The 20,717-nt window shown below is 59.9% G+C and carries 18 protein-coding genes and 1 pseudogene; 7 read left to right on the top strand and 12 right to left on the bottom strand.

Translation table 11 applies throughout. The annotated features are described in order from the left end of the window. Positions 1–37: 37 nt before the first annotated feature. Together JS46_RS01770 and JS46_RS01765 are read right to left on the bottom strand one after the other, a co-directional pair. Positions 38–1,516, bottom strand: coding sequence for a catalase (locus JS46_RS01770; protein ID WP_033747242.1), 1,479 nt, complete (start codon positions 1,514–1,516; stop codon positions 38–40). Between the two features lie 161 nt (positions 1,517–1,677). After that, a complete protein-coding gene (locus tag JS46_RS01765; RefSeq protein ID WP_033747240.1) occupies positions 1,678–2,418 on the bottom strand; it encodes a nitroreductase family protein in 741 nt (246 codons plus the stop codon). A 286-nt stretch (positions 2,419–2,704) separates the two neighbouring features. On the opposite strand from JS46_RS01765, the gene JS46_RS01760 reads away from it, so the two are divergent. Then, the gene (locus tag JS46_RS01760; RefSeq protein ID WP_033747237.1) at positions 2,705–3,832 is read left to right on the top strand and encodes a beta-propeller fold lactonase family protein; all 1,128 of its coding nucleotides are present in this window, start codon (positions 2,705–2,707) and stop codon (positions 3,830–3,832) included. Positions 3,833–3,878: 46 nt separating this feature from the next. Here the strand turns inward: JS46_RS01760 and JS46_RS01755 are convergent, their stop codons facing one another. The 8 genes from JS46_RS01755 to JS46_RS01725 form a co-directional block, all read right to left on the bottom strand. After that, positions 3,879–4,766, bottom strand: coding sequence for an Rpn family recombination-promoting nuclease/putative transposase (locus JS46_RS01755; protein ID WP_033747234.1), 888 nt, complete (start codon positions 4,764–4,766; stop codon positions 3,879–3,881). Positions 4,767–5,089: 323 nt separating this feature from the next. After that, the gene (locus tag JS46_RS23165; protein ID WP_072010380.1) at positions 5,090–5,773 is read right to left on the bottom strand and encodes a hypothetical protein; all 684 of its coding nucleotides are present in this window, start codon (positions 5,771–5,773) and stop codon (positions 5,090–5,092) included. 47 nt (positions 5,774–5,820) lie between these two features. Then, on the bottom strand, positions 5,821–6,387 hold the full coding sequence (locus tag JS46_RS01750) for an NTP transferase domain-containing protein (protein WP_033747231.1): 567 nt from the start codon (positions 6,385–6,387) through the stop codon (positions 5,821–5,823). Then, complete coding sequence (locus tag JS46_RS01745) at positions 6,384–7,400, bottom strand: XdhC family protein (RefSeq protein WP_051905541.1); 1,017 nt, start codon at positions 7,398–7,400, stop codon at positions 6,384–6,386. Before JS46_RS01745 ends, JS46_RS01750 begins: the two co-directional genes overlap by 4 nt. Before the next feature lie 70 nt (positions 7,401–7,470). Next, positions 7,471–8,667 (bottom strand): MFS transporter, encoded by a 1,197-nt coding sequence (locus JS46_RS01740; protein ID WP_033747229.1) that lies wholly within the window; start codon positions 8,665–8,667, stop codon positions 7,471–7,473. Between the two features lie 146 nt (positions 8,668–8,813). Further along, positions 8,814–10,148 (bottom strand): cytochrome c, encoded by a 1,335-nt coding sequence (locus tag JS46_RS01735; RefSeq protein ID WP_051905540.1) that lies wholly within the window; start codon positions 10,146–10,148, stop codon positions 8,814–8,816. A gap of 25 nt (positions 10,149–10,173) precedes the next feature. Continuing rightward, positions 10,174–12,408 carry a molybdopterin cofactor-binding domain-containing protein gene (locus JS46_RS01730; protein ID WP_051905539.1) on the bottom strand — a complete coding sequence of 745 codons (2,235 nt, stop codon included), beginning with the start codon at positions 12,406–12,408 and terminating at the stop codon, positions 10,174–10,176. After that, the gene (locus tag JS46_RS01725) at positions 12,405–12,863 is read right to left on the bottom strand and encodes a (2Fe-2S)-binding protein (protein ID WP_033747227.1); all 459 of its coding nucleotides are present in this window, start codon (positions 12,861–12,863) and stop codon (positions 12,405–12,407) included. The genes JS46_RS01730 and JS46_RS01725 overlap by 4 nt, the downstream gene beginning before the upstream one ends. Before the next feature lie 253 nt (positions 12,864–13,116). Between JS46_RS01725 and JS46_RS01720 the strand changes: the two genes are divergently transcribed. Further along, positions 13,117–13,995, top strand: a complete 879-nt coding sequence (locus tag JS46_RS01720) for a LysR family transcriptional regulator (RefSeq protein WP_033747224.1) — start codon at positions 13,117–13,119, stop codon at positions 13,993–13,995. Positions 13,996–14,004: 9 nt separating this feature from the next. On the opposite strand, the gene JS46_RS01715 is transcribed toward JS46_RS01720, so the two are convergent. After that, entirely contained in the window at positions 14,005–14,901 is an 897-nt protein-coding gene (locus JS46_RS01715) for a LysR substrate-binding domain-containing protein (RefSeq protein ID WP_033747221.1), read from the bottom strand. Between the two features lie 196 nt (positions 14,902–15,097). On the opposite strand from JS46_RS01715, the gene JS46_RS01710 reads away from it, so the two are divergent. From JS46_RS01710 to JS46_RS01690, 5 genes are all read left to right on the top strand, one after another. After that, positions 15,098–15,847 carry an SDR family NAD(P)-dependent oxidoreductase gene (locus JS46_RS01710; protein ID WP_033747219.1) on the top strand — a complete coding sequence of 250 codons (750 nt, stop codon included), beginning with the start codon at positions 15,098–15,100 and terminating at the stop codon, positions 15,845–15,847. Positions 15,848–15,901: 54 nt separating this feature from the next. Then, positions 15,902–17,200 carry an MFS transporter gene (locus JS46_RS01705; RefSeq protein ID WP_033747216.1) on the top strand — a complete coding sequence of 433 codons (1,299 nt, stop codon included), beginning with the start codon at positions 15,902–15,904 and terminating at the stop codon, positions 17,198–17,200. A gap of 12 nt (positions 17,201–17,212) precedes the next feature. Next, on the top strand, positions 17,213–18,052 hold the full coding sequence (locus tag JS46_RS01700) for a transketolase (protein WP_033747214.1): 840 nt from the start codon (positions 17,213–17,215) through the stop codon (positions 18,050–18,052). 1 nt (position 18,053) lies between these two features. Next, positions 18,054–19,070, top strand: a complete 1,017-nt coding sequence (locus JS46_RS01695) for a transketolase family protein (protein WP_033747211.1) — start codon at positions 18,054–18,056, stop codon at positions 19,068–19,070. Between the two features lie 315 nt (positions 19,071–19,385). Further along, complete coding sequence (locus tag JS46_RS01690) at positions 19,386–20,447, top strand: nitronate monooxygenase family protein (RefSeq protein WP_033747208.1); 1,062 nt, start codon at positions 19,386–19,388, stop codon at positions 20,445–20,447. Between the two features lie 18 nt (positions 20,448–20,465). Here the strand turns inward: JS46_RS01690 and JS46_RS01685 are convergent. Beyond that, positions 20,466–20,696, bottom strand: a pseudogene (locus tag JS46_RS01685) (NUDIX hydrolase); the annotation flags it as partial. Between the last annotated feature and the right edge of the window lie 21 nt (positions 20,697–20,717).

Below are 20,717 nucleotides of genomic sequence, written 5' to 3'. Positions count from 1 at the left end.
GATAAAGCGCCCGGTTGGGCGCTTTTTTTATGCTGAATTACGGCTGCGCCTGCCGTTTCGAGCGCTCTTCCAGCACCCGCAATGCGATGCGGTCGCCAATCGCCTGATCGATATTGCGCCAGTACTCAAACGTACGCGACAGCACCGGCTCCTCTACGCCGTTAAGCAAATGGCCGCTCACGTTGCCGACCAGCCGCTCGCGCGCCGCGTCATCCATCACTTTATTGATCAGCGTATTCGCCTGGCCAAAATCGTCATCATCCTCGCGCAGCGTGTAGGGCGCGCGCACCATCTCGCCGCTGGCCTGCCAGGTAGAGTCGGTTGGGTAGCGTTCGCCGTCTGCCGCCGGGCCGCCTTTGCTGTTCGGCGCATAGACAGGATCGGATACCGGATGAATACGCATCGCGCCATCTTTGCTGTAGCTGTTGACCGGCGACTGCGGGGCGTTGACCGGGATCTGCTTATAGTTGACGCCGAGGCGGTGACGGTGCGCGTCAGCATAAGAGAAGACGCGCCCCAGCAGCATCTTGTCCGGGCTAAGGCCGATGCCCGGCACCAGATTATTCGGCTCGAAAGCTGCCTGTTCGATCTGCGCATGGTTGTCGGTCGGGTTGCGGTCCAGCACCAGCTTGCCCACTTTAATCAGCGGATAGTCGCCGTGCGGCCACACTTTGGTCAGGTCGAACGGGTTATAGCGGTAGGTTTCCGCCTCGGCGAACGGCATGATCTGCATATAGAGCGTCCAGCTCGGAAAGTTGCCTTCCTTGATAGAGAAGTAGAGATCGCGCGTATGGTGGTCGATATCTTTTCCGGCAAGGGTATCGGCCTCTTCCTGCGTCAGGAACTCGATGCCCTGGTCGGTGTGAAAATGATATTTCACCCAGAATTTCTCGCCCTCGGCGTTCACCCACATATAGGTGTGGCTCGAGTAGCCGTTCATATGGCGCCAGGTTTTTGGGATGCCGCGATCGCCCATCAGCCAGGTAACCTGATGCGACGATTCCGGCGACAGCGTCCAGAAGTCCCACTGCATATCGTTATCGCGCAGGTTGTTGTCGGCGCGGCGCTTTTGCGAGCGGATAAAATGCTGAAACTTCATCGGATCGCGAATAAAGAAGACCGGCGTGTTGTTGCCCACCATGTCGTAGTTGCCTTCGGTGGTGTAGAACTTCAGGGCGAAACCGCGCGGATCGCGCCAGGTGTCGGGACTGCCGCGTTCGCCTGCCACGGTTGAGAAGCGTAGCAGCACGTCGGTGCGCGTGCCGGGCTGGAACACCGCGGCTTTGGTATATTTGCTGACGTCATCGGTCACGATAAAGTAGCCGAACGCGCCGCTGCCTTTGGCGTGCGGCTGCCGTTCCGGGATGCGTTCGCGGTTGAAGTTGGCCATCTGTTCAATGAGATAGTGATCGTGCAATACCAGCGGGCCGTCAGGGCCGACCGACAGCGAATGCTCGTCGCTGGCGACGGGAATACCCGCATCCGTAGTCGTCGGTTTACGCTCATCATTGCTCATAGTGCTCTCCGTTTTTATAGGGATATAGCAACCATTAAGCGTAGTTAAGAATCGCGCGTCTGCCGTAGCAGAATGCTGATGATTGCGAAAGGCGGAGAGCGAAAAAAGAGTGAAAGAAGAGAAGGGCGACGCTCAGGCAAGCTGCCTGAGCGCGGCGGGGGTTACTTATCGTTGCCGAAGCCCTGTTTTTTCAGCGCGCCCAGCACGTGCGGGAAGTAGATGTTCTGGTAATAGCCGCTGACGCTTTCGCTCCAGCTTTCGCCGTCGGAACGGCCGATGTTTTGCCAGTGCTGCACCATCTCCTGATTGTAGGCGGCGATCTTCTCCTCCAGCCCGGCGGTGCGGTAGGCCTCTTCATGGCGGAAGGTTTCCAGCGGCAGGCGCGGTTTCTGGTGCGACGGCTCATCGACATAGCCAATCACCACGCCCGCAACCGGGAAGGTATATTCCGGCAGTTCCAGCAGGCTAATCAGCGCCTCAGGATCGCGGCGGATACCGCCGATCGGCACGATGCCCAGACCTTCCGCACGCGCGGCGGCCATCACGGAGCCCAGCGCGATGCCCACATCGGTGGCGCCGGAAACGATGCTCTCGATACTCTGCTGCGCGATCTGCTCGCGGCCAATCGCCTCCATCGCCACGCGCGATTTATGCATATCCAGCACGAAGGTCAGAAACACCGGCGCTTTCGCGATCCACGGCTGTCCGCCGGCGATCTGGGAGATTTCTTTGCGCTTCGCCGCATCGCGGGTCACCACCACAGAAACCTGCTGCGAGTTGACCGAGGTCGGCGCGCGGTAGGCGGTGCTGATAATGCGATCCAGAATCGCGTCGTCAATCGGCTGCTCGGTAAAACTGCGTTCGCTTTTGTGGCTGGTAAAAATATCAATTAGTGAATTCATGGATCCTCCAGATGTGGAGGCTAAGAGTAGCAGGTTCGGGCAGGGCCAGATTTAACCGCATTGGTCATTCCCGGCAACCTAAGGTTCTTCAGAGGATTAGCGGGCGAACAGGCAGTGAGCCAGCACACATTTCTGAATAAATGGTAAAACATAACAACTATGTAACAATATGAATGCGCTGGCGTTTTGGGCAACATCACAAGAGGCCTCAGGCAGCTACACATAACCACGCCGCGTCCGGCTGCGTATACCTGAAGCGGCAACTCTCAATCAACTGAGGTGACAAATGAATAATACTCTGGCGCTGCGCCGGTCGATTCTCCTGCTGGGCATGGCCTTTAGCGGTCCGCTGCTGGCGCAGACCTTTGTCTACGTTTCGGCGGCGGAGGATGGCGATATCGCGCGTTACGCCTTAAACGATCGGACCGGTGCGCTAAAGCTGCTGGGCGAAACGCCAGCGGGGGGCAAGGTGATGCCGATGGCGATAAGCCCGGATAAACAGACGCTTTACGCCGCCGTGCGCAGCAAGCCGATGCGGCTGGTCAGCTGGTCCATCAACGGCAAAACCGGCGCGTTGACGCCAGCGTCAGAGAGCGCGGCCGCCGCAAGCTATCCCTATATCAGCCTGGACAGGCAAGGGCGCTTTTTGCTGGCGGCCTCCTACGATAGCGGCCTGGTGCATGTTTATCGCCTCGGCGCAGGCGGGAAGGTGACGACGCCTTTCGTGTCAGAGGTAGAGGCCGGTCACGCTGCGCATTCGGTGATTGTTGATGCGACGAATCGCTCCGCCTACGTCGGCGTGCTGGGCACCGATCGCGTTCTGCAGCTGGCGCTGCACCAGGATGGCCAGCTGACGCCGCTGGGTGACGGTTTCGTCGCCACGGCGGAGAAAAATGGGCCGCGGCACTCGGCGCTTTCGCCGGATAACCGCTTCCTTTATAACGTCGGCGAAATGAGCGGCGCTATCGTGCAGTTCTCACGGCAGCCGGATGGCGCGCTGACAAAGGTCGCTGACTATCCCAGCGCGGTCGCGCAGATATATCAGCTGCAGCACGGCGTGGAGCGCACCGCCAGCTACAGCGACACCACGCCGCGCATCTGGGCGGCCGATATCAAAATTACGCCTGACGGGCGCTTTCTCTACGTCACAGAGCGTACCAGCAGCACGGTAACGGGCTATCGCATCAGCCAACAGGATGGAAAGCTGCAGTTGATTAACAGCTGGCCGGTTGAAAAGCAGCCGCGCGGCATAGCGATTACGCCTGACGGGCGCTGGCTGATCGCCAGCGGCGAGAAGAGCACGGTGATTGGCAGCTATGCCATTGCTAAAGAGAGCGGGGAGCTGCAAAGGGTCGCTGAAGCGCCCGTAGGTAAGGATGCAAACTGGGTGAGTATCGTCAGCTTTAAGCAGTAGCGGGCACATATTAAGAACCGCCTAACGCGGCGGTTCTTATTGACGGTTAGCCGCGCTGGATTTGCTGTAAATCCTCTTCGGTCAGGCCGGTAATTTTCATCACTAAAGCGCGATCCAGTCCGTTTTTTAGCATGTTTCTGGCCATTTCCAGGCAGGCTTCACGCTTGCCTTTCTCCATGCCTCGCTGTTCAAGCTGTTCTGCAATGGTCACGAATATCTCCTTATGCTGCGGCGCATAACGCGCCAGTTCGCTAAGCGTGAGTTCCATATCCGGCGTTTCGCCGACCTGAAGCATATAGTTTACCAGCGACATTACTTGCTGTCCGGTCATAAATTCTGTCTGCATCAGGGTTGCCAGACGCGCGATCAGGCTTGTTAAATCGCGCTGGCGAATATGCTTTTGCAGCAGGGTAAGCGCCGCCATGCTGCGGTGCTGCATAATCTCCTCATCGGGAATAATAGTTACATCAACCAGTGGAAAATGACCATTATAGAGCGCAGCAGCGTGTTCAGCTTCCCGGAAAAGATCGAACCAGCGCAGAGAGTAGGGATATGGGCTGCGTTTGCCTTGATAGAAAAGAACAGGGATCACCAGCGGCAATTTGCTATGTCCGGCATCAAGATGGCGCTGCATCGCGGCAATAGCGTAGCGCATCAGACGAAAAGCCATATGCTTATCCGGAGAGCTTTGATGCTCGATTACCACCTGCAAATAGCCATCGCCGGCGCGCGTTTTCAGCGAGTAAAGTACATCGCTGTAGTAAGGACGCAAATCATCTTCGACAAAGCTGCCGGACTCCAGCTTCAGCGTCGACAGATCGCACACCGCCAGCAGCTCAGGCGGCAGATGCAGCGTTAAAAAGTCGCGAGCGGTTCTCGGGTGCGCCAGAAAGGTTTTAAAGACCGCATCATGCGGCGTGCAAATTCGCTTCATCCTGAAGTCTCGGCCAGCTTTTGGTTTGCCGGACCTTAGCAGTCGCCTTTAGCGTGCGAAAGTGGGAAAAGCGCAGCAGCCGAGGCGGCTCGCAAAATCTACGCGCCGACAGGGTTTGGCGCTTTATCAAAGACGAAAGACGACATGCCGAACGGCGCTGTGACAGATTGCGGTGTTTAAGTTATAAGAAGAGAAAAGGGAGGGAGAGCAACCGTATGAGCACAGCGTCCTGGCCATCAGTGATATCACATTTAACATAATATACATTATGTGCACCTGAATAATCCTGTCTGCTTTGGGCATTTCTCACCACATTGCCCTGGTTAACTTTTTAATGGATAGCATGTTGTCCAGTTATAGTTGCACCTTGCCAATATCAGCTCGCCAGCAACATCACCAAAATTAATCGCCTGACGTTCCAAAAAAAACTGACGCAGGCTTTCTGGTAAAAAAGACGCGCCGTAGCGTAAAACCGTGCTGTGCCAGAATGGCGCCGGCAATGAGATGTTGTCATGACGCATCAGTAACTCATTTTTCCATTGAGAATCCAGAACCCTTTCGCAGAACGACTGACGCATAGCAACTGCAGGACTTTCAGGAATTCCCGCAAGCAACAGCTGACCAGGCAACGCAACTAACCGAAGATGCCCGATAGTAATTTTTTTCGCATCGAATTCACCCCAGATAGTTGTCAATTGCTCTACTTTCGTCGGTAATTGCTCGTTTAGATGATAAAGCGGCAGCGTCAGAGGCAAGAAAGTAAAATGAAAGCCGTGCGCTGGCAGCGTATCGGCCAGCGGATCGTCTTTTGTGATTTCGTTTAACTCATCAATAAGGCGTGAGACACAGCGTGAAACAGTCGGCTTTATTCCTGCTGCAAGAGAAAGCTTTACTGGATCGTAGTAATTTTGTTCTCGGATCTCACCGATTCCTGCATTTTTCGCCCAGGTTGCGAGAGTGTTCTCATTTGTCGAGCGATATCTGTTTTGCAGACTTATTGATTGCATGACAAACCTTATCGTTCTTTGCCCCGCTCCACTCGCTGGCTGAGCGATTACAGCGCAGCACTACGCTGAAGATCTGAACGGGTATCAATATCCAGCAGGCATCCCTTATCCACTAACGTCACCGCCTGACACGGCGCGCTGTTAAGCACCGCGCGCGCGCCGCTGTCACCGCTCAGACTGGCGAGCGCAGAAAAGAACGCGCGCTGAAATCCCACCGGATGCCCAGGCACGCCTTCGACTTCCGCGCGAACCAGCGGCGCGCGATGCAGCGCATCCGCCACGGCCAGCAGGCTTTCCACGTTTAAAAACGGCATATCGCCCAGCGTAATCAGCCAGCCGTCGTACGCCGCTGTGGCTTTCACGCCCGCGGCGATAGAGTCGCCGATGCCCGCGCTGCGGCAGACAATCGCACGGCCAGTGGGAATCAGCGCATGGATTGCCGTATCCTCCGGCCGCGTCACCGCGAAAACGTCGAGCCCCGTGGCAACAGCATGCTCCAGCGTGTGCTGCAAAACCGGCTTGCCGTTCAGCGAGGCGAGCAGCTTATGCTCTCCGCCGCTCGCCTTAAAGCGTCGGCTGAAGCCGGCTGCCATCACCAGAATGGCGATTCTCATAGCAAACTTCCCTGCTCCCACGGCTCTGCCAGGGCCGGCTCAATCGCCTCTACGCAGCCGTTTTTGTAGCGCACGATGTCCGCCATCACCGACAGCGCAATCTCCGACGGCGTTTTACTGCCGATATCGATCCCGACCGGCGCGTGAATACGGTTGACCTGATCCGGGGTGAGATCGCCATACATTCCCAGCCGCTCTTTTCTTCTCAGGCTGTTCTTTTTCGATCCCATCGCGCCGATATAGAACGCCGGCAGATTGACCGCTTCCATCATGGTGAGATCGTCAATGCGCGGATCGTGGGTAAGCGACAGGATCGCCGTTCCGGCATGGCAACCTTCCCGCTCCAGATACACAGCGGGAAACTGCTTAATCAGCCTGACGTTCACGTCCAGCAAGGCGGCCATATTCGCCAGCGCCTCGTCCCGGTGTTCGCACACGATGGTTTCAAAGCCCAGCGCGACGGCAAAATTGGCGCAGAACACCGCGACGCTGGAAAGCCCGCCGATAACCAGCCTGGGCGCGGTCGAGAGCGTCAGGGTAATGGCGGCGCCGTCGCGGTAAGTCAGCGTACTGTTGGTATAGGCAGCCGGCTCCAGCGCATGACAGGGATGCGGCAGAATAATTTTCTTTTTCACCGCCGTGGCGGCGACCAACGCATCGTGCATTTTCTGCAAATAGGCGCGGCTCTCAGCGCCGGGCGACAGTTTTTCCACCAGAATATCGAGTACGCCGCCGCACGGCAGCGCCCTGTCCGGCTCAAATCCGCCTTCGCCATAGCGCACCACCTGGCTGGCGGCCGGGAAGGCGTTGCGATCGATGCGTTCGATAAAACTCTCTTCGACGCAGCCGCCCGAAAGCGAACCGCAGTGATGCCCCTCTTTGCGGATTATCATCATCGCGCCGGGCGGACGCGGCGACGATCCGTAAGTAGATAGCACCGTACAGAGCCATACCTCATGCGCGTCAACCCACTGCAATCCTGCTTTTAATACCTGCATATCAAGGTTGTGCATGACCTGATGCCTCCGGCAACGGTTAAGCCAAGGCGCTTGCCCTGGCGGTAATTAAGTCGACAATGTCGCCTTAGCGCACGGCATGTCGGTAACGATCGCGGCGGCTCGCCAGCACGGCAAAGATCGCCGAGATAATTAGCAGCGTCAGGCCGAAGGCAAAGGGACTCCACCAACCCACTGCGTCAAACAGTTCGCCGCCCAGCGCCGCGCCCAGGGTAATCGCCAGCTGGATCACGGCAACCATCAGGCCGCCGCCCGCCTCCGCGTTTTCCGGCAGCGCGCGGCTCAGCCATAGCCCCCATGCGACCGGCGCGGGCGTAGAAACCAGGCCCCACACGGCTAACAGCGCGCCTGTAATCAGCAGCGAATGCCCCTGCCAGATTAGCAGCGCAGCCAGCGCCGCCATTGCCAGCGGGATCAGGATCAGCCAGCGAAACAGGTGTCGCTGCAGTAGCAGGCCGACCGACCAGGTTCCCAGCAATCCCGCCGCGCCCAACAGCAGCAAAATAAGCGAAAGCTCGCTGACGCTGGCTCCCGTAACCGACTCCATAAACGGGCGCAGATAGGTGAAGATCGCAAACTGCCCCATAAACAGCGTCAGCAGCGCGGCCATACCCGCCGCGACGTGCGGCAAGCCAAGCAGGCGCAGCGGGTTCGCGGTGTGGTTATCGCCCTGCGCAGGCAGCGATGGAATCGCGCGCCACTGCCAGATAAAGGCGCCGACGGCCAGCGGCACGACGATAAAAAAGGCCCCGCGCCAGCCGATATACTGGCCGAGAAAACTTCCCAGCGGCGCGGCGACGGTGGCCGCCAGCGCGTTGCCACCGTTAATCAGCGCCAGCCCTTTCGCCACGGCATGCGGCGGCGCGAGGCGCATAATGGTCGCCGTCGACATCGACCAGAATCCGCCGATCGCCACGCCGAGCAGCGCGCGTCCGACAATAAAAACTAGTCCGTCTGGCGCGAATGTGACAGTCAGGCCGGAAATTGTCAGTAAAAGCGTAAAGGCGATCAGCACTTTTTTACGGTCGAAACGACCGGTTAACGGCGTATTAAGCAGGCTGGTCAGCACGGCGAAAAAACCGCTGACGGATATCGCCTGTCCCGCTTGTCCCTGGCTAATGCCCAGATCCTGCGCCACCGGCGTCAACAGACTGACGGGCATAAATTCCGAGGCAATCAGCACCACGACGCCAAGCGCCATAGAGAAGATAGCGCCCCAGGCGGCGTGGTGACGCGATGCGGAGCGCGTTGTCATAGTTGTCATACGTTAATCCATAAGTTTCAATGCCGTAAGATGCTACCCAAACTGCCGGCATGAATTAACCTGGATAAACGGGATGTAATTGTGAATAAAATTCAGTAATAGTCGAGGAGCACTGTGCTGGAACCAGGTAGCGCCCCTCGTATGACCTAACGCATCTGCAAAATAATGGGGTTACTGCTGGCGGGATCGGTATGCTGACGCATCTCCGCTACCGCTTTCGCCTCTGTCTGCGCCCCGCCGTTACCCCAGGATGAGCGAATATAGTTGAGCACCTCCGCCGTCTCGCGATCGGAAAGCTGTTTACGGTATGGCGGCATCCGATAGGCGTCCGGCACGCCGTTGGCGACCACGCGGGCGGAGCCGTTCAGCACGATATTGATCGCCGAAGCGGCATCGACCTGCATCGAGGTGGCGCCTGCCAGCGGCGGAATCCACGGCGCCTGCCCGCGTCCGTCGGCGCCATGGCAGCTGCTGCAGCGCGCGATAAAGGTCTGCTCGCCGGGGGGGCGCGCGGGTTGTTCGCTTCTCGCCGCGTAATGCCAGGCATTGCCGCTGTCGTTGCTGCCCGGCGGCAGCGACTTCAGGTAGTGCGCGATGGCGCGCAGGTCGTGGTCGCGCATAAACTGGGTGGAGTTGTTGAACGCATCCGTCATCGAACCGAACACCACGCCGTGGGCGTTGCGTCCGGTTTTCAGAAAGGTCACCACCTCCTCTTCGCTCCAGCGGCTTATCCCGGTGCTGGCATCGCCGCGCAGGCTGGGCGCATACCAGCCGTCAAGCAGCGCGCCTGCCAGATAGTCCGGACTGCGCGCATCCAGCGCTTTTTCGTTGAAGGCCAGGCCGCGCGGCGTATGGCAACTGCCGCAGTGGCCTGGGCCTTCCACCAGGTAGGCCCCGCGGTTCCAGAGCGCGTCGCGGTTCGCCACCGTCTGCCAGGGTTCGCCGCTGGCAAAAGCGGCTCGCCACAGCGCCAGCGGCCAGCGCATGTTGAGCGGCCAGGGGATCTCTGGCGGCTGATTTTGCCGCGAAGCGGGCTGCACGCCGTGCATCATAAACGCATAGAGGGCGCGAATATCATCATCGCTCAGCTTCTGATAAGAGGGAAACGGCATTGCCGGATAGAGCCGATGTCCGTCCTGCGCCACGCCCTGACGCACCACGCGATCGAAGTCAGCCAGCGAATAGCGGCCAATACCGCTCTCGCGGTCAGGCGTAATATTGGTGGTATAGATTTTCCCGACCGGCGTCGCCATCGCCAGGCCGCCGGAAAATGGCGCACTCTCCGGCGTACTGTGGCAGGCGACGCAGTCGCTCAGACGCGCGACATATTCGCCGCGCTGGATAAGATCCGGCGGCGCGGCGATCCCGGCGTCCGCTTCATTGTCGAAAGGCGACGCGGGCGTACGCAGCATCCACAGCAGCGCGCCCGCCACGATAGTGAGCGCGGCAATCAGCAGCAGGCAGAGCCTTTTCCTGGTCATGATGTTTTCCTTAAGAACCTGCGGCTCAGGTAAAGTTGTAGCGTGAAAGCGGCATAGAGCGAATACGCTGACCGGTCAGCCTGGAGACCGCATTGGCCACCGCGGGCGGTACGGCGGGCAGCGGCGGTTCGCCGATGCCTCCCATTTTGGCGCCGCTCTCGATAATGCGTACCTCGACCTGCGCCATGCGCGACGGCGGCAGGATCGGATAGAGATCGAAATTACGCGCTACCGGCTGCCCCTTCTCAAACAGCGCCTCTTCCAGCAGTACCTGCGACAGCCCCAGCGCAACCGCGCCGTTGACCTGCGCCTCAACGATGGCCGGATTAACGATGCTGCCGGGATCTATCGCTTCCCAGATCCGATGCACCCTGACCTGTCCGTTCTCAATCGAGACTTCCGCTATCGCCGCCGCTTCGGTGCCGAACGGAGACGCCATCGCCACGCCGCGGGCGCGCCGACTGCCATCTTCGGCGGTATAGGGGCCCGGTTTCCAGCCGCCAGAGAGATCGGCCACCGCGTGCAGCAGCGTCGTCAGGCGCGCATTACCCTTCAGCAGCCGCAGACGCAGCTCAAAGGGATCGAGCCTGCCGTGGTCCGCGATCTCGTCGAGAAAGCTCTCGTAGAGGAAGTCGTTCATCGAGTTGCCGACCGAGCGCCAGTAGCCCAGCTTCACCGGCCCTTTTTTATAGATCTGCGCGATGCGCAGGTGGGGAATAGCATAGGATTTGCCGGTCACCCCCTCGGTGGCGGTGGGATCAAGCTTATCGCCCTGCTTGCCGGAGATGCCTTCGGTCGGGCCTTCGCAGATGCTGACCGCTTCCAGCGCCAGCGGATAGCCCTTGTCATCCAACCCGGCGCGGAAGCGCACCGCCGCCATTGGGCGATGGGTGTCGCGCAGAAACTCCTCTTCACGGCTCCAGATTAGCTTAACCGGACGGCCGACCGCCTTCGCCAGCTCAACCGCCTGCGGCCAGGCCATCGCCCCGTCATAAACAAAGTGACGCCCGAAAAAGCCGCCAAGCAACGGGGAGTGAATCAGGATTTTGCTGGCGTCGAGCCCGGTGCGCTTCGCCACCTCGCCCTGAAACATCTCCGGCGCCTGGTTAGGGATCCACAACTCCAGCGTGCCGTCGTCGTTAAAGCGCGCCAGCGCCGAAGGCGGTTCCAGCTGAGCATGATTAAGATACTGGCTGTGGTAGGTGGCGCTGAGCGTGGTTTTGGCTGCGGACATGCCCGCTGCCAGGTCGCCTTTGACCTCCGCCTCCTGGCCGTCGCCGGGTTCGTTCGCCAGCGTGCGGGCGAAATCGTCGGAGGAAAAATCCGGCGGCATTAACTCGGCGTCGGCAGGCGCCAGCCATTCTACCTGGAGCGCCTCAACGGCGCGTTTTGCCTGCCACCAACGCTCGGCGACCACCGCCACCGCATCTGGCAGCCGGTGCACCGAGTGCACGCCCTTCATCGCCCTTACCTGTGCTTCGTTGCGCCATGCGCCCGGCGTCATGCCAAAACGCGGCGCGTGCTGTACCGCCGCGTGCAGCATATCATCGACGCGGCAGTCGATGGTGTAAACCGCCTGCCCGGTTGATTTCTCCCAGGCGTCGAGACGCTTGACGGGCTTGCCGATCCAGCGGAACTGCGCGGGATCTTTCAGGCTGACCGCATCCGCAGGCGGAACCGGCAGATCGCGCGCGCGGCTGGCCAGCTCGCCGTAGGTCAGCGTCTGCCCAGAAGCGTCGTGTACCACCTTCCCCGGCTCGGTGCGCAGCGAGGCGAGCGGCACCGCCAGCGCGCTTGCCGCCGCCTGCAGCAGCATATGGCGCGCCAGCGCGCCGAGACGGCGCATGGTGGTGTAGCTGGTACGCACCGACTGACTGCCGCCGGTGATGCGCATGCCGCTGTCCATGACCTTGTACTCGTCGCCGGCCGGCGCGTTCTCAACGACAAAGGTGGCGGGATCGGCATCCAGCTCTTCGCCGACGATCTGCGCCATGGCAGTAAAGATCCCCTGTCCGCCTTCGATAAACGGTGATAGAAAACGCACGCTGCTGTCTGGACGGATCTCAAGAAAGGCGGGCACGCGCGTGCCGGGCGACAGGGGCTGTTGCGCAGCCTGAGCACGCGCCTGGCCTGATGGCAGACCAATGCCCAGCACTAGCGCTCCTGCTACGCTGCCCGATGCCAGCAAGAAGCGGCGGCGCGACAGGTTGGTGGGTCCTTCGCCGAGAGCAAATTTGGATGATATGGGCTGTTTTCTCACCGCTCACCTCCCTGACCCGCCACCTCGTGGATGGTCGCGCTAATGGCGTTATAAGTGCCGCAGCGGCAAAGATTCACCATCGCCGCCGCGATCTCCTGGTCTGAGGGATGCGCGTTCTGCCTGAGTAGCGCGGTCGCCGCCATCACCTGTCCCGACTGGCAGTAGCCGCACTGCGGCACCTGATGCTTCACCCAGGCCGCCACCACGCGCTTGCCCACATCGTCGCTCTCGATCGCTTCAATGGTAGTGATCTGCTTTCCGGCGACTTTATCGATCGGGGTCACGCAGGATCGGACTACCTGCCCGTCGATCATCACCGAACAGGCGCCGCACTGCGCCAGACCGCAGCCATATTTCGTTCCCGTCATGCCCAGATCGTCGCGTAATACCCAGAGTAATGGCGTGTCCCCTTCGGCATCGACCTGAACGTTTTTATTATTTATCTGAATATCCATAGTGCTCCGGTCTTAATGGCTTTTGCTTTCGCCCTATCCTTACAGAGATGAGTGGAATGATTAACCGGCTCTCGCCGCATACGCTGCTGAATAAAATTCATTAATTAACGAAACGCCCGCACAGCGCCATTTAACAGCGCGTTGCAGGTTTTAATGATCCGTGCGATTAGCGAAATGGCGTTGGATTCCCTCTCCTGACCAGGCTAATTTTCCAGTCTCTGTGAATTAAAATCATAAATAAGGACGGGATAAGATGAATGATATTCAGGCATTTATTGCTGTGGCGCGCGAGCAGAGTTTTACCAAAGCAGCGGCAGGCCTGGGTGTGAGTCCGTCTGCGCTCAGCCATACCATTCGCAATCTGGAAGAGCGTATCGGCGTGCGCCTGCTGGCGCGCACCACGCGCAACGTCGCGCCGACGGAAGCGGGCGAACGTTTATTGCAGTCCGTGGCGCCGTTATTCGAACAGATCAACAGCGAAATTGCGCGCATTGGCGAATTACGCAATACCCCGGCCGGCAATATACGCATCACCTGTTCCGACGATGCCGCCGAGATCCTGTTGCGCCCTGCGCTGCCCGCCTTTTTTGCCAGCTATCCCGATATCAGCGTGGAAATCTGCATCGACTACGGCTTTACCAATATCGTCACCGAACGTTTCGATGCTGGTATTCGGCTGGGAGAGTCGATCAGCCGCGATATGATTGCGGTGCGCCTCGGGCCAGACTGGCGGCTGGCGGTGGTCGGCACGCCCGCCTATTTTCAGGCGCATCCGGTTCCGGTTGTTCCGCAGGATCTTACGGCGCACCGCTGCATCAATATCCGCCACTCGCCGGGCGGCAGTGTCTACGCGTGGGAGTTTGAAAAAGCGGGCCGCAAGTTAACGATTCGGGTAAACGGCCCGCTGCTATCCAACAGCATTATCCATGTGCTGAACGGCGCGCTGGACGGCATTGGCCTGGCCTGTGTGCCGGAGCATATGGCGCGGCGCCATATCGAGGCGGGCCGCCTGATTGAAGTGCTCGCCGACTGGAGCCCGCTGTTCGAAGGCTATCACCTTTACTATCCCAACCGACGCAACACCTCTTCCGCCTTCGCTGCTTTTGTCGAGGCTATCCGATATCGCGGCTGACGCCGTGCATCAGCCGTCCAGCTGCGCCTGAATCCACTGCAAAAAGTAGCTAACGCGCGGGAACTGCGCATAGCCGCGCGGATAAACCAGGTGATGGGCGCTCACCGGCAGGCTCATAGCCTCGTCAAATACCCTGACCAGCTTGCCGCTGCGAAGATAGTCGGCGGCCAGCAGTTCGCTTTCGAAGATCAGCCCGTGGCCGAGCATCGCCGCCTCCAGGCTCATATAGGATCGGTCGAAGCGAAACAGCCACTCCTGGGTTGGCTGCGGCAATTGCTGCGTGGCGAACCACTGTGGCCACTGAATTAACGGCGATTCAGAAAGGATCAGCGCGTGGTTATTTAATTCGCCCGGCATCCGTAGCGGATATTTATCCAGATAGTCTGGCGACGCCAGCACCGACATTTTTTCATGGCGAATGGTCTTTATTTCAAACGCCTTCCATTCCGGAAAGCCGTGGCGTACCGCAATATCGATATTATCGCGGCTGAAAGATAAGTTTTCATAAGAGCAGGAAAGCGAAACCTGTATGTCCGGGTGCGCTTCGCGAAACTGATGAATACGCGGCAGCAGCCATAGCAGCCCAAAACTGGGCGCGCAGTGAATGCGCAGCGCGCTGCGATCTTTCTCATTGCGCAGCCGCGCTGTCGCCTGCGTCAGGCTGAGGATCAGCGGCCGAATCTCCGCTAAATAGCGCTCGCCCGCCAGGGTTAACGCTACCCCTTTCGCCGATCGGTGGAACAGAATCGAGCCCAGCTCTTTTTCCAGTTTCGCCAGCTGGTGGCTCGCCGCCGAGGGGGTGATATTTAATTTCTCCGCCGCGCGCGCCACGTTTCCTGATTGCGCGACCTCTTCAAAGACGCGCAGCGATTTTAATGAAGGGAGCTGGCTGACTGGCTTTTCCATAACTATTCCCGCTCACGATTTTGTGATTTATGTCCGTTTTAAACACTGGAAAATATTAACTGCATCAAACCAACAATTTCATTCAGCATCAAATGAATTTTTTTGCATTGCCACTTTGAGCGCTATTTCTGATGCTGAGGATGAACCCTGCCGGTAGTGATACCGAACCCTATAAAAAAAGAATCTGGAGTCAGTTATGTTGCTGAAAGAGAAAGTTGCGATTATTACGGGCGCCGCGTCTCAGCGCGGTATCGGACGCGCTACGGCCGCCTGCTTCGCTCACCATGGCGCGCGCGTGGTGGTGCTCGATCTTGATGAAGCGGCAGCGCAGCGCACCGCGCTGGAGCTGGGATCCGGCCATCTGGGCCTTGCGGCCAACGTCACCGACGCTGAGGCGATTCAGCGCGCCGTCGCTGAGATTCTGAAGGAGTATGGCCGCATCGACGTGCTGGTGAATAACGCCGGCATTACGCAACCGGTGAAAACGCTGGAGATCGGCCTTGAAGACTACAACCGCATTCTGGATGTCAACCTGCGCGGCACGTTGCTGATGTCGCAGGCGGTGATCCCTACGATGCAGCGTCAGGGCGGCGGCAGCATCGTCTGTCTCTCGTCGGTATCGGCGCAGCGCGGCGGCGGGATCTTCGGCGGTCCGCACTACAGCGCCGCGAAGGCGGGCGTGCTCGGGCTGACCAAAGCGATGGCGCGCGAGTTCGGGCCGGATCAGATCCGCGTCAATGCCCTGACGCCCGGCCTGATCCAGACCGATATCACCGGCGGACTGCTGCACGACGAACGCCGTCACGCCATTATCGATTCGATCCCGCTGGGACGCCTCGGCGCAGCTGACGACGTGGCGCACGCCGCGCTGTTTCTCGCCAGCGATCTCTCCAGCTACCTCACCGGCGTCACCTTAGACGTAAACGGCGGCATGCTGATTCACTGATCGTCCCCTTTTCTCCAGCAGCCAGGCTGCTGGTTCACTCCCGGAGTGATAATCATGACAACGCTGAATATCGGTGCGGCGGTCGCTGCGCGCGACGGTGCCTACCGCAAAATCGCCTGGCGCCTGATGCCGTTCTTAATGTTGTGTTACCTCTGCGCCTATCTGGATCGCGTCAACGTCGGCTTCGCCAAGCTGCAGATGATGGACGATCTCTCGCTGAGCGAAACGGTCTACGGCCTTGGCGCCGGGATCTTTTTTCTCGGTTACTTTTTCTTTGAGGTGCCCAGCAACTTGATCCTGCATCGCGTCGGCGCACGCCGCTGGATCGCCCGCATTATGATCACCTGGGGCCTGATCTCCGGCGCATTCGCCTTTGTCGAGACCGCCTGGCAGTTCTATCTGCTGCGCTTCCTGCTGGGCGTGGCCGAAGCCGGACTGGCGCCCGGGTTGCTGCTCTATCTCACCTACTGGTTTCCCGCTCACCGCCGGGCGCGCATGACGGTGCTCTGGTTCGTCGCCATTCCGCTCTCCGGCATGATCGGCGGCCCGCTCTCCGGCTGGATTATGGAAACCTTCGCCGGATCGCACGGCTGGGCCGGCTGGCAGTGGATGTTCATGCTGGAGGCGATCCCGACCATTCTTATGGGGTTTGTGGTGCTGGTGGTGCTGAAAGATCGCGTCGAACAGGCGAGCTGGCTCGATGAAGGCGAAAAACGCATGGTGCGCGCCGATCTGGATGATGATAACCAGCAAAAGTCGCATCACGGCACTATTAAAGAGTTTGTCGCGGACAAACGCCTCTGGACGCTGGCGGCGATCTATTTTTGCGTGGTAATGGGTCAGTACGCCCTGACCTTCTGGCTGCCGACGCTGGTGAGAAACGCCGGCATCCGCGAGCCGCTGCATATCGGCCTGCTCACCAGTCTGCCCTATCTCTGCGCCATCGTGTTTATGCTGATGGCAGGCCGCAGCGGCGATCGACATCGCGAGCGGCGCTGGCACCTTATCGTGCCTATGGTGCTCGGCATGGCAGGCCTGACGATGGCGACTCTGCTCGGCCACAGCGTCACGCTGTCGCTGTTCTTTCTCTGCCTGGCGGCGGCGGGCATTCTCTCCGCCTCGTCGCTGTTCTGGATGCTGCCGACCAATCTGCTGGGCGGCGTCTCTGCCGCCGCGGGCATCGCGGCGGTGAACTGCATCGCCAATCTCGCCGGCTTCTTTTCGCCCTGGCTTATCGGCTCCATTACCACGCTGACCGGCTCGCCCGCATCGGGCATGTACTTCATCGCTGCGGTTCTGCTGCTCGGCGCGCTCTGCGTGCTGCGTATTCGGGCAGCGGACGTTAATCGTTAATCAGGAGGTTTTATGCATACCCTTACTTCGTCGGCGCCGCTGACCCTGCGGCAGCGCGCCACGCGCATTCGTCGCCATGCGCTGCTGATGGGCCAGGTTCAGGGCCAGGGCTATATCGGTCAGGCGCTGGGCGCCGCCGATCTGCTCGCCGTGAGCTATTTCCATGCGCTGAACTATCGCGCCGAGGATCCCGAATGGGAAGGTCGCGATCGTTTCTATCTCTCTATCGGCCACTACGCTATCGCCCTCTATGCGGCGCTGCTGGAGGCGGGCGTAATTCCCGAAGCGGAACGCGAGACCTACGGCAGCGACGAGAGTCGTCTGCCGATGTCGGGCATGGCGGCCTATACGCCCGGTATGGAGATCACCGGCGGCTCGCTCGGCCAGGGCCTGGGCATTGCGGTTGGCGCCTGCCTGGGGCTGAAGCGTAAGGGCTCGACCTCGCGGGTCTATAACCTGCTTTCCGACGGGGAACTGAATGAAGGCTCGACCTGGGAGGCCGCCATGTCGGCGTCGCACTGGCGGCTCGATAATCTGATCGCGATTATCGACGTCAATAACCAGCAGGCGGACGGCCACAGCAGCGAGATTCTGGCGTTCGAACCCATCGTCGAGCGCTGGCAGGCTTTCGGCTGGTATGTGCAGCGGGTGGACGGCAACGATATCGATGCGCTGGTCGCCGCCTTTGACGCCGCGCGCGACTGGCCGCAGCCGCAGCCGCGCGTGATTATTTGCGACACCCGAATGGGCAAAGGCGTGCCTTTTCTGGAAACCCGGGAGAAAACCCACTTTATCCGCGTCGACGCCGATGAGTGGGATAAAGCCCTTACTGCGCTGGAACAGGGAGAATAAAATGAGCACTTCAACGGTTAAAAAACGCCTGACTACCTCGGCGATGATCGCCTCGATTGCCGCCGAAGGCCAGCCGACGGAAGCAGCGCCTTTTGGCCATGCGCTGGTCGAGCTGGCGCGTCAGCGTGAGGATATCGTCGGTTTAACCGCCGATCTGAGCAAATATACCGATCTGCACCTCTTCGCCGACGCCTTCCCCGACCGTTTCTTTCAGATGGGCATGGCGGAGCAGCTGCTGATGAGCGCTGCCGCCGGCATGGCGCGCGAAGGCTTTACGCCCTTCGTCACCACCTATGCGGTGTTCGCCTCGCGTCGCGCCTATGACTTTATCTGCATGGCGATCGCCGAAGAGAACCTGAACGTGAAAATCGCCTGCGCCCTGCCCGGGCTCACCACTGGCTACGGTCCGAGCCATCAGGCGACCGAGGATCTGGCGATATTTCGCGGCATGCCCAACCTGACGATTATCGATCCCTGCGATTCACGGGAAATCAGTCAGGTGGTGCCGGCCATCGCCGACCATCAGGGGCCGGTCTATATGCGCCTGCTGCGCGGCAAAGTGCCGCTGGTGCTGGATAAGTATGACTATCGTTATCAGCACGGCAAAGCGCAGCGGCTGCGCTCAGGCAAACATGCGGTGATTATCAGCAGCGGCTTAATGACGATGCGCGCGTTAGAGGCGGCTGAACAGCTGGAAAGCCGCGGCATTGAGGTCGGCGTGGTGCACTCTCCGGTGATCAAGCCGCTGGACGAGGCGACGATACTGCGCGAGGCCGGCGAAGCGGTTAACGCGGGACGGCTGGTGATTACGGCGGAAAACCACTCGATTACCGGCGGCCTGGGCGAAGCCATCGCGGCGACGCTGCTGCGCCACGGCGTGACGCCTCGTTTCCGGCAGATCGCCCTGCCCGACGCCTTTCTCGATGCAGGCGCGCTGCCAACGCTGCACGATCGCTATGGCATTTCGACGCAGGCGATGGTGACGCAGATTACGGCGTGGCTGGAGCATGGCGTCTGACAGACGCAACTATCCGGAAGCCCTGCGCTTCCGGACGGATAAGCCAGCCGTTTTTATCTGCAAAGCTGGATCTGTTTGCACTATTGCTGATGATGGGTTTTACAGATGAATTTAATGTATGCTGTAACTAAATGAAGCGTTATTTTCCTCTCCCTGTTTGCTATAGCGTCGGTTATCTATCTTATCGACGGTGCATAGGCTGCTACGCCAGTCGAATTTTTGCTGCCCGACGCGCAGAGTTGAGCGCCGGAGTTGCGTTTCTCTGGCGGGGACGTGATGCTGCCCGCAGTCGATTCCACCAGCAGGAGAGCGAAGATGGATAGTCCACTCTGCCGCGCGTTACAGATAACTTTTCCTTTAATTCAGGCCCCGATGGCGGGCGTCTCTACTCCCGAACTGGCCGCCGCGGTGAGCAACGCGGGCGCGCTGGGCTCGATCAGCCTCGGCGCCGCTAACCCGGCGCAGGCCAGCGCCATGCTGAGCCGGCTGCGGCAGCTTACCGCCGCGCCGGTAAACGTGAATCTCTTTTGTCATGCCCCGCCGCAGCGCGATGCCGAACGCGAACGCGCCTGGCTGGAGCGTTTTGCGCCGCTGTTTGCGCAGTATGGCGCCCCGCCGCCGCCCGCGCTGAGCGAGATCTATCCGACGTTCAACGCCGCCTCCCCGCTGCTCGAACCGCTCCTTGAGGCTGCGCCCGCCGCGGTAAGCTTTCATTTCGGCCTGCCGGAACAAAGGGTGATAGACCGGCTGAAAAAACAAAGCATCCTGACCCTGGCCAGCGTCACTTCCGTTGAGGAGGCGCGCCAGGTTGCCGCTGCAGGCATCGATTTTGTAGTGGCGCAGGGTTTTGAGGCAGGCGGCCATCGCGGCATTTTCGATCCTGATCAGGCGGATGCGCAGATGAACACTCGGACGCTGGTAGAGGCGATCCGCAATGCGTGCGAGCTTCCCGTTATCGCCGCAGGCGGCATGATGGACGGCAGCGACATCGCCGCGATGATGAAGCTCGGCGCAGCAGGCGCACAGCTGGGAACAGCCTTTCTACTCTGCCCCGAGTCGGCCGCTAACGCCGCCTGGCGCGCGGCCCTGAAAAGCGACGCGGCCAGGGAGACCGAAATGACCGCCGCGATTTCCGGCCGGCCGGCGCGCTGCCTGAGCAACGCCTTTTGTCACGCAACGCGCGGTGTCTCTCGCGAGGCGATACCGGCCTATCCGCTGGCCTACTCGCTGGGCAAAGCGCTCGCCGCCGCGGCTGCGTCGCAGGGCGAGCACGGCTTTGGCGCGCAGTGGGCAGGCCAGGGCGCACCGCGCGCGCGGGAAATGGCGGCGGCGGAGCTGGTTAACGTCCTGATCGCGGAGTATCGCGCGGCGCAGTAACCCGCGCCGGTCGCCCTTTTAGCGCTCGGGCTCCGCCAGCAGCATCAGCAGCGGCACCAGCGACAGCCTGTCGGGTATCTCGCCGTCAGCGATTAGCTGCCGGATTTCGGTGCGGGTAAACCAGCCGGTGGTCATTACCTCATCCTGATCGTCATCCATGCCGACGAATTCCAGATCGGTGGCGACAAAGGTAATAAACCGCTGATCGCTGCTGCCACAGGAGGGGTTGTAGCGGATAAGCTCGCGGATACTGCCGAAAAGGTAAAACAG

The sequence above is a fragment of the Pantoea sp. NGS-ED-1003 genome (genome assembly GCF_000738765.1).
Classification (GTDB): domain Bacteria; phylum Pseudomonadota; class Gammaproteobacteria; order Enterobacterales; family Enterobacteriaceae; genus Pantoea; species Pantoea septica.
The sequence above is the reverse complement of the archived record's forward strand: the minus strand, read 5'-3'. Positions and strand labels throughout refer to the sequence as shown.